This window comes from Streptosporangium sp. CA-135522 (assembly GCF_050949235.1).
Taxonomy (GTDB): domain Bacteria; phylum Actinomycetota; class Actinomycetes; order Streptosporangiales; family Streptosporangiaceae; genus Streptosporangium.
This window is the reverse complement of the sequence record NZ_CP192026.1, coordinates 1,413,048-1,427,393: the sequence shown is the minus strand read 5'-3', so window position 1 is coordinate 1,427,393 and position 14,346 is coordinate 1,413,048. Positions and strand designations below refer to the sequence as shown.

Below are 14,346 nucleotides of genomic sequence, written 5' to 3'. Positions count from 1 at the left end.
TGTTCACATGTGTAAGGAAGGGAACGACGTCGGTGCATAAGGTCCTGATCGCCAACCGTGGTGAGATCGCCGTGCGGATCGCCCGCGCATGCAAGGACGCCGGACTGGCCAGCGTCGCCGTCTACGCCGACCAGGACCTGGACGCCCTGCACGTACGCCTGGCCGATGAGGCCTACGCCCTCAACGGCACCGGTCCCGCCACCACCTACCTCGACATCGATAAACTCCTGGCCATCGCCGCGACCAGCGGCGCCGACGCCGTCCACCCCGGCTACGGCTTCCTGGCCGAGAACGCCGCCTTCGCCCAGGCCGTCATCACCGCCGGCCTGACCTGGATCGGCCCGCCCCCGGCGGCGATCACCGCGCTCGGCGACAAGGTCGCCGCCCGCCACATCGCCCACGCCGTCGGCGCCCCCCTGGTGGCCGGCACCACCGACCCGGTCACCGACGCCGACCAGGTGGTGGCCTTCGCCCGCGAGCACGGCCTGCCGATCGCGATCAAAGCCGCCTACGGCGGCGGCGGCCGCGGCCTGAAGGTCGCCCGCACCCTGGCGGAGATCCCCGCCCTGTACGACAGCGCGGTGCGCGAGGCGGTGGCCGCCTTCGGCCGCGGCGAATGCTTCGTCGAGCGCTACCTGGACCGGCCCCGGCACGTGGAGACCCAGTGCCTGGCCGATGCCCACGGCCAGGTGGTGGTGGTCTCCACCCGCGACTGCTCGCTGCAGCGCCGCCACCAAAAGCTCGTCGAGGAGGCGCCCGCGCCGTTCTTGACCGACGCGCAGCAGACGCTGCTGCGCACCGCCTCCAAAGCGATCTTGCGGCGGGCCGGGTATGTCGGGGCCGGCACGTGTGAGTTCCTCATCGGCCAGGACGGCACGATCTCGTTTTTGGAGGTCAACACCCGGCTGCAGGTCGAGCATCCGGTCACCGAGGAGGTCACCGGCATCGATTTGGTGGCGGAGATGTTTCGGATCGCGGCCGGGCAGCCGCTGGGTTATGACGATCCGGTGCCGCGCGGGCATGCCATCGAGTTTCGGATCAATGCCGAGGACGCCGGTCGGGGGTTTTTGCCCGCGCCCGGGACGATCACCGCGATGGGGGTGCCGTCCGGGCCGGGGGTGCGGCTGGATGGCGGCTATGAGGTGGGGATGGAGGTGCCGGGCGCGTTCGACTCGCTGATCGCCAAGCTGATCGTGACCGGCGCCGATCGGGCGCAGGCGCTGCGCCGGGCGCGGCGGGCGCTGGCGGAGTTCACCGTGCAGGGGATGCCGACGGTGCTGGACTTTCATCGGGCGGTGCTGGCCGAGGCCGATTTCGTCGATGAGCCGTTTCGGGTGCATACCCGGTGGATCGAGACCGAGTTCGTCAACACCATCGCGCCGTACGAGGCCGGGCCGGGCGGCGCCGATGGTGGGGGGTCGTACGAGGCCGGGCAGCGGGAGCGGGTCGTGGTGGAGGTGGGGGGCAAGCGGTTGGAGGTGGTGTTGCCGGCCGGGTTCGGCGCCGCGGCCGGCTCTCGCGCCGGCGCAGCGGGTGGGGCGGGCGTCGGGGCGGGTCGGGGGCCGCGGCGGGTCGGGGGCGGGGTCAAGAAGGCCGCGGTCGGGGGGGATGCGTTGGTCAGTCCGATGCAGGGCACCATCGTGACGGTGGTGGCCGCCGATGGGGATCGGGTCGCGGCCGGGGACACCATCGTGGTGTTGGAGGCGATGAAGATGGAGCAGCCGTTGACCGCGCACAAGGCGGGTACGGTGGCGGGGTTGTCGGCCGCGGCCGGGCAGACCGTCACCGCCGGCGCCGTCATCTGCGACATCAAAGACGCCTGACACCGGACGCCAGACGCCAGGCACCTGACACCTGGCCGATCAAGGACGTCCGACGCCTGACGCCTGACGCCTGGCCGATCAAGGACATCTGACGCCTGACCGATCAAGGACGTCCGACGCCTGACCGGCCCCGGCCCCGGCCCCCCGCCCGGGCGGACCGGCGCCGGGACGTCGGGGAGGGCACGGACACCTGATGCCTGGCCGGTCCCGGCACCGGTCACGGCCCCTGCCACGGACTCCCGGTCGATCCCGCCGTCAACGGTCGCGCCATGGCGGGCCGACACTCCAAAGAGGCCTGCAACAGCGACCTGGACGCTCTGGCCACGACACGCGGCACCGGAGGGGATCCGGAGGGGATACGGTCGGATCGTAGGGAACTCTGACGTCCACCCATTCGTCTTTCAGGACGAAGGAGGCTTTCTGCCGTGATCACCACAAAATCCGCGCCAGGTCGTCTCGGTGCCGCGATCGTCGCGCTGTTCGCCGGACTGCTGGCCATCTTCATGATCGCGCCGGCGGCGAACGCCGCGGCGCCCGACCCCAGCACGATCTCCTCGGGTTTGCAGGACGGAGATCGCTTCTACCTCGACCCGGCGGCCGGCATGCCCGGCAACGCCGCCGACGCCATCCGCAGCGCCGTCGAGCAGACCTCCTCGTCCTCCGTCTACGTGGGGCTGCTGCCCCAGGGGTCGATCACCAGCGCATCGCAGGCGAGGACCATGCTGACCTCGGTCCGCAAGGACATCGGCGGCAAGTCCACCATCCTGCTGATGAGCGGCAAGACCCCGTTCGGCACCTCCAACATCAAGGGTGTCGACGTGGACGAGCTCCTGGGCCGCGCCAAGACTTCCACCAGCCCGACGGACAACGTGATCAACTTCGTCAAGCTGGCGGATGACGCGGCCGTCGGCGCCGGCCAAGGGTCCAAGCCCGCCTCCGGTTCCTCCAGCGGCTCGGGTCTGGGCGTGCTCGTCGGCATCCTGGTGCTGGCCCTGGCCGGCGCCGCCGGTATCTTCTTCTACTCGCGCAAGAAGAAGCAGCAGCGCGAGGCCCGTGAGGCCGCCGAGCTGGCCGCGGTCAAGCAGACCGTCGACGAGGACGTCACCAAGTTCGGCGAGGAGATCACCGACCTCGACACCGACGTCAAGCTGCTCGGCGACGGCGCCGCGCACCAGCAGGACTGGCAGCGCGCGCTCGATTCCTACGAGCGGGCCAAGGTGGAACTGGTGGCGGTCAAGCGCCCCGACGAGCTCCGCGGCGTGACCACCGCGCTGGAGGAGGGCCGCTACGCCCTCGCCTGCGTGAAGGCGCGCGTCAACCACCAGCCGCTCCCCGAGCGGCGCTCGCCCTGCTTCTTCAACCCGCAGCACGGCCCCTCGGTCCGTGACGTCCGCTGGGCGCCCCCCGGCGGCGCGGTGCGCGACGTCCCCGCCTGCGCGGGCGACGCGGACGCGATCGAGCGCGGGTTCGAGCCGCAGACGCGCCAGGTCATGGTCGACGGCCACTACCGCCCCTACTACGACGCGGGCCCGGCCTACCAGCCCTACGCCTACGGCTACTACGGCGGCTTCGGCGACGTCATGACCGGCATGCTCGTCGGCACGATGCTCGGCGGCATGATGGGCGGCGGCTGGGGCATGGGCGGCTACGGCTACGGCGCGGGCTACGAGCAGGGTATGGCCGACGGCGGCGGCGGAGGTGACTTCGGTGGCGGCGGCGACTTCGGTGGCGGCGGCTGGAGTGACTTCGGTGGCGGCGGTGACTTCGGCGGCGGTGACTTCGGCGGTGGTGACTGGTAGTCACCGCTGACAGCCGAGACGGGCGCGTTCCCCACGGGGGAGCGCGCCCGTTGTCATGACGGGCCCGTCATGCGGGGCCCGGCGTGCGAGACCCGTCATGCGGGGCCCGGCGTGCCTGGCCGGGGCTCACGGGCCCCGGGTTCGCCGCGAGGTGCTCAGGTGCTGCCACGCACGGTCAGCCGGGGCTGTAGCAGGGTGCCGTCCGGTACGGCATGGCCCGCGAGCTTGTCCATGAGCAGCCGCACCGCCTGGCGGCCGACCTCCTCGGCCGGGATCAGCACCGAGGTGAGCGCGGGGCTGGAGCGTTCCGCGATGTCGTCGGGGCAGATCGCGACCACCGCGATCTCGTCGGGCACCCGCCTGCCGTACTGGCGCAGCGCCCCGAGCACATGGTTGACCGCGGCCTCGTTGTGCACGACCAGCCCGGACAGGCCGGGCCGGGTCTCCAGCAGTTCCCCCAGCGCGGCGGACACCTGGTCGAAGCTCTCCTCGCACGGCAGGGCCACCCCGCTCAGGCCGTGCGCGGCCACGGCTTCGGTGAATCCCTCCCGGGTGCGGCGGGCGAAGCCGGTGCCCCGTTCGTAGACGACAGCGGGGGCGCCGAGCAGCGCGACCTCCTGATGCCCGCGTTCGGCCAGGTGCTCCACGCAGAGCGCGCCGGCCCGGCTGAAGTCGAGGTCGACGCAGGTCAGCCCGGCCGCGTCGGCGGGAAAGCCGATCAGCACGCTCGGCTCGGCGAGCTCCCGCAGCAGCGGCACCCTTCTGTCGTGCAGCTCCACGTCCATCAGCACCAGACCGTCCACCAGCGCGCTCGCCGCCGCCCTGTGGAGCCCGTCGGCGCCCTCGTCGGCGGTCAGCAGCAGCACGTCGTGGTCATACTGCCGCGCGGCGGTGACCACCGAGGTGGCGAACTGCATCAGCACCGGGACGTGCATCCCGACCCGCAGCGGGAGCACCAGCGCGATGACGTTCGACCGCCTGCTGGCCAGGGCCCGGGCCCCGGCGTTGGGGTGGTATCCGAGCACGCGCACGCTGTCGAGCACCCGCCGCCGAGTGTCGGCGGAGATCGCCCGCTTTCCGCTGAGCACGTAGGACACCGTGCTCACCGCGACTCCGGCGTGCCTGGCCACCTCGGCGATCGTCACCGCCCGGTCGCTCATGCGGCCCCCTCGCCCCTCGGCTCGGCGCCCACGAACGCGCCGCGCCCGCCGAGCCGCCCGTTCACTCGTCCCTCTCGAAGGCGAAGGTGGCCAGGGTGATTCCCGCGTTCTCGAACACCACATAAAGATCGTGGACTCCGTGGGCCTCCGCAAGACCCGTGCGAACCTCGGTGAGGTCGTAGCGGCCGGCCCGCGGGACGGGCAGGTCGCCGATGACCGGACCGTAGAGGGGGTCGTCCAGCCGCAGGGTGATCACGCCGTCCTCCGCGCTCGTCGCGCGGGCCACGCAGGAGGTGGCCGCGGCCCCGAGGTCGACCGAGCGGAACAGGAGCCACGAGCCCTCGGCGTCGGATCGTACGGCGTCGCCGGAGACCTTCGCCGCGTCCACGAACACCACCGCGTCGTACTCGTCGTGGTCCACCGCCTGGATCGGGCCCGCGAGGGCGGCACGGGGCGGGATGTGCTCGCCGTCGACGTGGACGGTGGCGCACAGGCGGATGTCACGGGCGGAACGGCCCACCATGATCTTGTAGGGGGCGTCCTCGACGACGAACCGGTTCCTGGTGACGTCCCAGAAGGCCAGGTCACGGGTGTCGAGGGTCCAGGTGACCGTGCTGCGCTCCCCCGCCGCGAGCCGTACCTTGACGAAACCGCGCAGGCGGCGCAGCGGCTGCTTGACTCGCGAGCGTTGCTGGTGGGTGTAGATCTGGACGACCTCGACCCCGGCGCGGGAGCCGGTGTTGGCGACGGTGGCCGAGACGGTGACCGTGCCGTCCTTCACGGAGACGGCCAGGTCGCCGTAGTCGAAGGTGGTGTAGCTGAGGCCGTGGCCGAAGGGGTGGAGCGGGGTGCCCCGGTAGTACTGGTAGGTCGCGTCGGCGGCGATGATGTCGTAGTCGAGCAGGTCGGGCAGCTCGCACGCCGAGCGGTACCACGTCTGGGTGAGCCGTCCCTCGGGGTCGGCGTCGCCGAACAGCACCTCGGCCAGCGCGTGCCCGTACTCCTGGCCGCCGTGCGAGGACCACAGCACCGCGGGCAGGTCCTCCTCGTCCCAGGTCACCGGGTAGCCGCTGCTGATCACCATGATGGTTCGCGGGTTGGCGGCGCGCACGGCCCGGACCACGGCCTCCTGCGCGGCGGGCAGCGCCAGGTCGAGACGGTCCTCGGTCTCCCGGCCGTTGACCAGCGGGTGGTCGCCGACCACCACCACGGCCACGTCCGCGGTCGCGGCGAGGGCGGCGGCCGCCTCGGCGCCGCCGACGACCGGCTCCATGGTCAGCCAGGCCGCCGCGGCGGCGTCGTCGACCAGCCGGAACACCTCACCGTCCGACGCCACGTAGCGGCCGGTGGAGATGTGCCGCAGCGCCAGCGCCCCGCGCGGCCGGTCCTCCATCCTGAAGGTCTGGCGCACCTCCCAGCCGTTGGGCCCGGGCTGGTCGTTGACCAGCACGCCGTCGTCGTCGATCGACAGGTAACGCCCGGTCGCCGCGGTCCGCAGCGCGTACGATCCGCCACCCCAGTCGAACAGGTCGAACAGGCCGGTCTCCGTCCCGCTCCCGGGCGGGGCGACCCCGAGCGGCCCGCCGTCGGGGTCCGCGACGACGTAGCCGCCCTCGACGGCCAGCGCGACGCGATCCACGGCCTCGCAGAACACGGTCTCGCATCGCTCGGCCAGGCCGGCGCGGGCCGTGACGGCGTAGGGGAGGGTCCCGGAGTACCAGTCCTCCATCAGCGTGTCGCCGAGCTGGCCGATGACCGCGATCCTGCTGACCGAGGCCAGCGGGAGGATGCCGTCGTTGCGCAGCAGCACGAGCGAGCGCCGGGCGGCCTCGCGGGCCAGCGCCTGGTGCTCGGGGCAGTTGACGACGGCCCCGGTGACGTCGTCGTACGGCGTGGCGGGATCGAACTCGCCGAGCCGGAAGCGGATCGACAGCGCGTGCCGTACCGCCACGTCGACGTCGGCCTCGGCGAGCAGGCCCCGCTCCAGTGCCTGGCGGATGTGCCCGAGGGTGGCCTCGGAGCGGTCGTCGTCCTGGGTGAAGCTGTCGAGGCCGGCCTTGATCGCGTGCGCGTAGGCCTCCGGGAGGTCGTCGTGATAGGCCTGCAGGCCGGTGAGGTTACCGGGCGCGTAGGCGTCGCTGACCACCAGGACGTCGTCGGAGGCCCAGCCGCGCAGCACCTCGTTGATCAGTGGGCTGAGGTGCGCCGGGCGGCCGTTGACCAGGTTGTAGGAGGGCATCACGGCGACCGCGGCGCCGTGCTCCAGGGCGGGCCGGTAGGCGGGCAGCTCATACTCGTGCAGCACCCGGGGAGGCAGGTTGCTGGAGGTGACGCAGCGGTCGGTCTCGTTGTTGTAGCCGAGGAAGTGCTTGAGCGTGGGCGCGGTCTTCAGCACGTTGGGATCGCTCCCACGAAGGCCGGAGGCGTACGCCGTGGCCATCACCCCGGTCAGCCACGGATCTTCGGAGTATCCCTCCTCGTTGCGGCCCCAGCGTGGGTCACGCAGCGGATTGACCACCGGAGCCCACACGTTGCGCCCGGCTCCGGCCGGGTCCTTGTGGTGGAAGGCCAGGACCTCGTCGCTCGTCGCCTCCCCGACCCGCCTGACCAGGTCGGGGTCCCAGGTGCTGGCCAGCCCGACCGCCTGCGGGAACACCGTGGCCGGCCCCAGCCAGGCCAGGCCGTGCAGGGCCTCGGTGCCGGTGCGGAACGCGCCCAGGCCGAGTCGTTCGACCGGCGCGTGGTACTGGTGCAGCAGACCGATCTTCTCCGTCAGGGTCAGCCTGCCCTGCAGGTCCGCGATTCGCTGAGCGAGCGGGAGCTCCGGGTCACGGAAAGGTTGGTTCATCGGGGGACCATCCCTTAAAGAGCGTCGAAGCGCTTCGACATGGGGCAGTGAACACGCGCCTCTGTCGAAGCGCTTCGATAGTCGGTCCAGGGAAGCTCCGTTCGTTACACACGTGTTTCGAACGGAGCTTCCCTGAAGGGTGCATGCCGGTGAGGCTCAGGTCAAGAGATACGCGGCAAATGACCCGAATCAACCGAGTCGAGCACCCGGGCTGCGCCACCGAGCGCGGCCGCGCCGTACCCAAGAGTGGAGGCCACGATCTCGCAGCCCCCGGCAGCCGGCGCGATCGTGCGCCCGCGCGTCTCAGCCTCCACCGCGGGCAGCAGCCAGGGCGCCAGCGGCACGTAGTAGCCGCCCAGGATGACCACCTCGGGGTTGAGCAGGTTGGCGATCACGGCCACGCCCTTGCCCAGGTTGCGACCCACCGCGGCGAGGGTGGCGAGGGTGCGGGGATCGGCCGCGCGGGCCAGCCGTACCACCTCGTCCAACTCGATCTCGACCTCGGCGGGCGAGAGGGCGGCGTGCTCCAGCACCGCGCCGATCCCGGCGACGGCCTCCAGGCAGCCCAGGCGTCCGCAGCGGCACTCAGCGCCGAGCGGGTCGAGCTGGATGTGGCCGATCTCCCCGCCGTATCCCTGTCCGCCGCGACGCAACCGGCCGTCGAGGACGACCCCGGCGCCCACGCCGATCTCGCCGGTGAGGTAGACCAGGTTGGCGGTCCCGGCCCGATGGCCGAAGCGGTGCTCGGCTAGAGCCGCGAGGTTGGCGTCGTTGTCGACCTGCACGGAGAAGCCGGGGTCGCGCAGCGCCTTGGTGAGGTCGCCGCACAGGTCGGCGTCGCGCCAACCGAGGTTGGGCGCGATGCGCACGGTGCCGTCGGTGCCCACCAGACCGGGCACACCCACGGTCAGACCGAGAACCTGGCGCTCCTCCTTGGCCATCCGGTTCGCCACACGGCGGACGATCCCGGCGACGGCGGCCACCGCCTGGGCGGTGGTGGCGGTCGCACCAGGAAAGGAACGCCGCCAGGACAGCAGCTTCTCCCCCGACAGGTCCACCGCGACGGCGGTGACGTAGTCGACGTTGATCTCAATGCCGATCGCGGCGTACGGCGAGCCGTCGAGCACGAGCATCGTGGCCGGTCGGCCGACCCGGTTCTCGGTCAGCCCCGTCTCCCGGACCAGGCGGCGATCGATCAGGTCGGCGACCAGGCTCGACACGGTCGCCTTGTTGAGGCCCGTGGAGGCCGCGATGTCCGCCCGCGAGCAGGGCGCGTGCTCGCGCACGAACCGCAGCACGACGGCGAGGTTGGTGGCCCGGACGTCGGCGAAGTCCGCCGGCTGCGGGTCCGTCGTAGATGTGATCAAGGTCAGTCCCGTTCCCGCGCGGCCAGGCTGGCCCCATCATGCCCCATCGTTCACCAATCTGTGGCCGCCGCCCACCGGTCCGCGATCGGCGGTCCCTTGTGGCGAAGGTCACCCTCGACTAATTTGTTTGGCCAATAGACGAACTAATTCTACCGCGGAGTCCTCCTCACCAACACCCCCGATCCTCTTTGACCAACGAAGGGAGCGCGTCGTGAAATCTCTCTCCGAAGGCGCGATGACCAGCCGCCGTGGATTCCTCGGCCTGGTGGGCCTCAGCGCCGCGATGGCCGCCGGCGGCGGCCTGCTGGGCGGATGCTCCGCCCCGGGCGGTCCGCGGCCCGGCGGCGGAGGCGCCGCCGCCGAGGATCTCACCCCCTACTTGCAGGGCGACAAGGTCAAACCGTACGCGTCGCCGGCCAACCTGCCGACCGCCGCCTGGTAGTGGCCGGTCATGAACGGCAAGCTGATGGCCGTCCCCTTCCCCACCGAGCCCTACCCCTACGGCCTCTCTACCGCAAGGACCTGTTCGACAAGAACGGCTGGAACGCCGACCCCAAGACCGCCGGCGAGCCGTACGAGCTGGGCAAGGAGATCACCGACCCCAAGGCGAAGCGCTGGGCGTTCGGCAGCATCCACGAGATGGCACGGCCGATCTTCCGGGTCCCGCAGGCGACCGACCTCGGCCGCAAGGGGGTCGCCTACACCTACGGCTTCCTTGGCGGACGCCCGCTCTACGTGACTGGGTCCATCCGGACGCGGTCAAGGCCGACACGGCCGTGCTCAGCGACTTCGTGAACACCGGACCGGCGGGTGACCTGACCTCACCCGCCGGTACCGGCACCTCCAAGGATGGCGGCAGAACGACGGCGAGGACAAGACTCACCGGCAAGGTGACGAGGACGGGCCGGATCCGCCCCGGCTCGTTCCGGACCCTCTCGATCACGACGTTCCAGCTGATCTTCCACTTCCCCGTTCCGATCATGCCGGCCGTCCTCCTCGACAGCGTGGTACGGCCCCGCCTGCGCCTGTTCATCCAGGACGTCGTCTACATGCCGCATACTGGCGCACGCCACTGACCGGCCAGAGTCCGCCTCCCAGCCTCGCCGTCCAGATGGCGATCGTGGTCGTGGCGCTGCTCCAGGCGCTGTTCGTCTACCCGTTCGTCTGGCGCCACTTCACCAAGGGCGTCATCATCGGCGCCATCAAGGGTGAGCACGCCCGGGGAGGCGGCCGTCCCGCCGGGCTACGGGCCTAGCCCTCCGAGCGGGCGGCGCGCTCCCTGGCAAGCTCGGCCTTCAGCTCGGCGACCTCCTGTTGCAGCTCGAAGATGCGGCGGACGGCCGCCAGGGTCATGCCCTCGCCGACGAGCCGGATGGCGTTCTGGAGGTCGCCGATCTCGTGCCGGGTGTAGCGGCGCTGGCCACCGCTGGAGCGGGCGGGCCGTACCACGTCGTGCTCGTCGAGACGGCGCAGGAAGGCCTGCTCGACGTTGAGCATGTCGGCCACCTGACCGACCGAGTAGAGAGGGGCGTGCTCGTCGTCGAAGGGCAGCCTGACCATCTTCATTCCTTTCCGGGAAAACACCTCAATGCGGCAAGGGTGGGCGCCGGGAATCCGGCACCCACCCTGTCGAGATTCGATGTTCAGATCACGGGCGCTCAGGCCTTGATCGACTTGACCTCCTCGGCCTTGTGGATCTCGACCTTGCGGGGCTTGGCCCTCTCGATCACCGGGATGCGCACCGCCAGGACGCCGTTGGAGTAGGCGGCGTCGACCTTCTCGCTGTCGAGGTGCTCGGAGAGGTAGACCCGGCGGGTGAAGGTGCCCATCGGGCGCTCGCGAACGAACAGCCGGTCGTCCTGCTCGTACTCCTCCTCGCGACCGGCGCTCACGGAGAGCACGCCACGGTCGACGGTCACCTCAATGGAGTCGGGGTCGATGCCGGGAAGGTCGAACTTCAGAAGAACGTCGTCCTTGCGGCGGACGCCGTCCAGCGGCATGGCCCGGCCCGCGTCACTCTCGCCCCATCCGAAGGACTTCCGCGCGAGCCGGTCGAACTGACGGTCGAACTCCTGGATGAACGGGTCGATCGACGTCAGCAGCATCGGTAACCACCTCCGTTGAACCAGACAGGTATCCTCAAGCCTGTCTTCTCGAAAAGCTCTTACTCCAGTTATAAGTTACCGGCAGTCGTGAATGCAAGTAGTCTCCGTGAAAATTCACACTCCCGGCCCCGCTTCAGCCGTCCGCCAGGACGTCACCGGCGCGCACGGCGCACCCCCGTCGCCCCGGGGCGCGCCGGTGACCGATCAGAAGAACGCGGGCTTCGCCCACCCGGTACGGCTCGCGTCCCGGGGACGGCGGGGCGCGAGCCGTGGGCGGTTCGTCAGCGCGTCAGGACGAGGTCCTTCAGGCGCAGGTCACCCTTGAAAACCAGGTAAAGGTCACCCTTTCCGCGAGCTCCGGAGAGCGGGGCGACGGCGGTGCTCCACTGGTAGACGCCGCCGGTGGCGGTGACCGGAATCGTGCCGAGGAGCCTGCCCGCCGGGGAGCCGAGGCGGACCTCGACGGCGGAGGCGGTGGTGGCCGCGACGCCGGCCCTGATCCCGGTGACGCCGCCATCGAGGTCCACATCCTTGAAGGCGATCCACTCACCCGCCGAGGCGCCGACCGCGTCACCGCGGGCCTTGGTCTCGTCGACCATCTCGACCCCGGAGTAGTCATCGAAGTCGGCGGCCCGGGTGACCCCGGTCAGGTCGCGGGCGGGGACACGCTCGCCGGCCACCCGGATCGTGGCCCGCTGGCGGATCCGGTCGGAGGAGGAGCCGACGAGCACGTCGTGGGTGGTCGGCTCCACGGCGAAGCGCCCGCGGGTCACGTCCCACAGGGCCAGGTCGGCGGTCTTCAGCCGTAGCTTGACGGTCTTGGACTCCCCCGGCGCGAGGTGCACCCGCTGGAAGCCCCGTAGCTGCTTGACCGGCTGCTTCACCCTGGACTCGTGCTGGTGGGTGTAGAGCTGGACGACCTCGTCACCCGCACGGGAGCCGGTGTTGGTCACGCGGACGCTCACCTCGTGGCCGCCGGGCACGGAGGTGACTCGAAGCCCCTGGTAGCCGAAGGTGGTGTAGCTCAGGCCGTGCCCGAAGGCGTAGAGCGGGGCGTCCTTGGAGTACAGGTAGGTCGAACCGCTCTTGATGATGTCGTAGTCGAGGATGCCGGGGAGCCGGGCCCCGGCGCGTGGCCAGGTCTGGGTAAGGCGGCCGGCCGGGTTGGCGTCGCCGTACAGGAGGTCGGCCAGGGCATGGCCGGTCTCGGCACCGGCGTGGGAGGTCCACAGGATCGCCGGGACCTTCTCCTGGAGCCGGTCGACGGTCGTCGGGTAGCTGTTCTCCAGCACCACCACGGTGTTCGGGTTGGCTCGCCGGACGGCCTCGACGAGGGCTTCCTGGCCCTCGGCCAGGCCGAGATCGGTCCGGTCATGGTCCTCGCGGCCGTTGATGAACGGCATGCTGCCGACCACGACCACCGCCACGTCGGCGCTCCTGGCCGCGGTCACGGCCTCGTCGAGCCCGCTGCGGACGGTCTCCTTGGTGAAGCGGGTGGCGTTGTCGGCGGTGGTCAGGCTGAGCGTGCCGTCGGCGGCGGCCTTGACGTACTTGTTCGGGCCGAACCAGTCGGAGGCCGTCTCGTAGCCCGCGTACCTCAGGAGCGTCGCGCCGTCGGGTTGCGCCTCCAGCTTGAACTGCTCCTGGACGAACCAGCCGGTGGGCTGGTCCTGGCTGTTGGCGAGGGTGGACCAGTTGGCCCGGCTGACGTACTTGCCGTTGGCGACGCTGCGCAGGGTCACGACGCCCTGCCCCCAGTCGAAGACGTCGAACTGCTCGGCGTCACCGGCCGTGGCCGCCGAGAGAGTGAGGTCGGCGCCCGCGCCGGTGCCGGCGGTGAGGTACCGGCCGTCGGCTTTGAGCGCGATCCGGTCGACGCCCTCTGCGCCGGTGACGGCGGCGGCGCGCTCGCCGATGCCGTCGAACGGGGTGATCCGGTAGGGCAGCTTTCCCGAATACCAGTCCGTGTAGAGGGCCCTGGCCAGCGGCCCGACCACCGCGACCTTCTTCGACGGGCTGAGCGGCAGGGTCCCGCCCGCGTTCTTGAGCAGCACCGCGGCCTCGGCCACCGTGCGCCGGGCCAGCTTCCGGTGTTCGGGGCTGTCGACCACATCCTTGGTGATCTTCCCGTACGGCCCGCCGTCCGGGTCGAACTCCCCGAGACGGAAGCGGACGCCGAGGATGTCGCCCACCGCCCGGTCGATGTCGGCGACGGTGAGCAGCCCCTGTGAGAGCGCCGCGTTGATCGCCGCCACCGTCGGGACGGCGTCGGTGTCGTTCGCCGTGAAGCTGTCGACGCCCGCCTTGACCGTGGCGGCGGCCGCCTCGGCCGGGGTGGCGTAGTAGGCCTGCGAGCCGACCAGGTTGCCGGGACCTCCGGCGTCGGTGACGTTGAACAGGCGCCGGTCGGTCCAGGTCCGGACGGTGGAGTTGAGGTCGGTGACCGTGGCGGGGCGCCCGTTGACCAGGTTGTAGGCGGTCATGACACCGGTGGCCGCGTCGGCGGAGACGGCCGCCTTGAAAGCGGGGAGGTCGTATTCGTTGAGGACGCGCGGCGGCAGGCTGGAGGAGGAGGTGTCGCGGTGGACCTCGTTGTTGTTGGCCAGGAAGTGCTTGAGCACCGGGGCCGCCCTGAGGTGGTCGGGGTCGTCGCCCTGGATGCCGGTGCCGTAGGCGGTGGAGATCGCTCCGGTGAGGAGCGGGTCCTCGGAGTAACCCTCCTCGTTGCGGCCCCAGCGCGGGTCGCGAAGCAGGTTGACCACCGGCGCCCACAGTTGCAGGCCCCAGGTCCGCGGGTTCTCGGCGTGGTAGCCCCGGGCCTCGTCACCGACGGCGGCGCCGACCTGCTTGACCAGATCCGGGTCCCAGGTGCTGGCCAGGCCCACCGCCTGCGGGAACACCGTTCCCTGGGCGGTCACGACCTTGCCGCCGTCGTCGACGTCGGTGGACCAGGCGACGCCGTGCAGTGCCTCGGTGCCGGTTTTGAACAGGCCGATGCCCAGCCGCTCCACCGCGGGTTGGTACTGGTGGAGCCAGGAGACCTTCTCGGCGAGGGTCAGCCGGCCGAGCAGGTCGTCGATCCGCTCGTTCAGCGGCAGGGCGGGGTCGCGGAAGGGATACTCCGCGCCGGCGGGAGCGGGGGCGGCGGCGCGGGCGGGAACCGTGGACAACCCTATGGTCAGGGCCAGTACGGCCGCCGCCGCCAGGGGTTTGGACAAGGACATCGTGTCTCCAGGTCAGGGGG

At 71.0% G+C, this 14,346-nt stretch carries 12 protein-coding genes; 6 read left to right on the top strand and 6 right to left on the bottom strand.

Annotated features, from left to right (window positions below; genetic code table 11):
* Positions 1 to 32: 32 nt before the first annotated feature.
* Positions 33 to 1,823, top strand: a complete 1,791-nt coding sequence (locus tag ACQPYK_RS07055) for an acetyl/propionyl/methylcrotonyl-CoA carboxylase subunit alpha (RefSeq protein ID WP_433252031.1) — start codon at positions 33 to 35, stop codon at positions 1,821 to 1,823.
* 425 nt (positions 1,824 to 2,248) lie between these two features.
* The gene (locus ACQPYK_RS07050) at positions 2,249 to 3,622 is read left to right on the top strand and encodes an LPXTG cell wall anchor domain-containing protein (RefSeq protein ID WP_433252028.1); all 1,374 of its coding nucleotides are present in this window, start codon (positions 2,249 to 2,251) and stop codon (positions 3,620 to 3,622) included.
* 155 nt (positions 3,623 to 3,777) lie between these two features.
* On the opposite strand, the gene ACQPYK_RS07045 is transcribed toward ACQPYK_RS07050, so the two are convergent.
* The 3 genes from ACQPYK_RS07045 to ACQPYK_RS07035 all read right to left on the bottom strand — a co-directional run bounded on the left by ACQPYK_RS07045 (position 3,778) and on the right by ACQPYK_RS07035 (position 8,997).
* On the bottom strand, positions 3,778 to 4,782 hold the full coding sequence (locus ACQPYK_RS07045; RefSeq protein WP_433252025.1) for a LacI family DNA-binding transcriptional regulator: 1,005 nt from the start codon (positions 4,780 to 4,782) through the stop codon (positions 3,778 to 3,780).
* A gap of 61 nt (positions 4,783 to 4,843) precedes the next feature.
* Positions 4,844 to 7,630: a glycoside hydrolase family 3 C-terminal domain-containing protein gene (locus tag ACQPYK_RS07040; RefSeq protein ID WP_433252022.1), complete on the bottom strand. Its 2,787-nt coding sequence runs from the start codon at positions 7,628 to 7,630 to the stop codon at positions 4,844 to 4,846.
* A gap of 161 nt (positions 7,631 to 7,791) precedes the next feature.
* Positions 7,792 to 8,997: an ROK family transcriptional regulator gene (locus tag ACQPYK_RS07035; RefSeq protein ID WP_433252019.1), complete on the bottom strand. Its 1,206-nt coding sequence runs from the start codon at positions 8,995 to 8,997 to the stop codon at positions 7,792 to 7,794.
* 211 nt (positions 8,998 to 9,208) lie between these two features.
* Here ACQPYK_RS07035 and ACQPYK_RS07030 point away from each other — a divergent pair, with 211 nt between their 5' ends.
* Genes ACQPYK_RS07030 through ACQPYK_RS07015 form a run of 4 tightly spaced genes read left to right on the top strand, consistent with a single transcriptional unit; the run spans position 9,209 to position 10,252 of the window.
* Positions 9,209 to 9,439 carry a hypothetical protein gene (locus tag ACQPYK_RS07030; RefSeq protein ID WP_433252015.1) on the top strand — a complete coding sequence of 77 codons (231 nt, stop codon included), beginning with the start codon at positions 9,209 to 9,211 and terminating at the stop codon, positions 9,437 to 9,439.
* Complete coding sequence (locus ACQPYK_RS07025) at positions 9,439 to 9,792, top strand: hypothetical protein (protein WP_433252012.1); 354 nt, start codon at positions 9,439 to 9,441, stop codon at positions 9,790 to 9,792. The genes ACQPYK_RS07030 and ACQPYK_RS07025 overlap by 1 nt, the downstream gene beginning before the upstream one ends.
* A complete protein-coding gene (locus ACQPYK_RS07020; protein ID WP_433252009.1) occupies positions 9,774 to 10,073 on the top strand; it encodes a hypothetical protein in 300 nt (99 codons plus the stop codon). The genes ACQPYK_RS07025 and ACQPYK_RS07020 overlap by 19 nt, the downstream gene beginning before the upstream one ends.
* A 35-nt stretch (positions 10,074 to 10,108) precedes the next feature.
* On the top strand, positions 10,109 to 10,252 hold the full coding sequence (locus tag ACQPYK_RS07015) for a hypothetical protein (RefSeq protein ID WP_433252006.1): 144 nt from the start codon (positions 10,109 to 10,111) through the stop codon (positions 10,250 to 10,252).
* On the opposite strand, the gene ACQPYK_RS07010 is transcribed toward ACQPYK_RS07015, so the two are convergent.
* From ACQPYK_RS07010 to ACQPYK_RS07000, 3 genes are all read right to left on the bottom strand, one after another.
* Positions 10,249 to 10,557: a MerR family transcriptional regulator gene (locus ACQPYK_RS07010; protein WP_433252003.1), complete on the bottom strand. Its 309-nt coding sequence runs from the start codon at positions 10,555 to 10,557 to the stop codon at positions 10,249 to 10,251. The two genes, ACQPYK_RS07015 and ACQPYK_RS07010, sit on opposite strands and share 4 nt — an antisense overlap.
* Positions 10,558 to 10,655: 98 nt before the next feature.
* Positions 10,656 to 11,102 (bottom strand): Hsp20/alpha crystallin family protein, encoded by a 447-nt coding sequence (locus ACQPYK_RS07005; protein WP_433252000.1) that lies wholly within the window; start codon positions 11,100 to 11,102, stop codon positions 10,656 to 10,658.
* Between the two features lie 281 nt (positions 11,103 to 11,383).
* The gene (locus tag ACQPYK_RS07000) at positions 11,384 to 14,326 is read right to left on the bottom strand and encodes a glycoside hydrolase family 3 C-terminal domain-containing protein (RefSeq protein ID WP_433251997.1); all 2,943 of its coding nucleotides are present in this window, start codon (positions 14,324 to 14,326) and stop codon (positions 11,384 to 11,386) included.
* Positions 14,327 to 14,346: the final 20 nt, after the last annotated feature.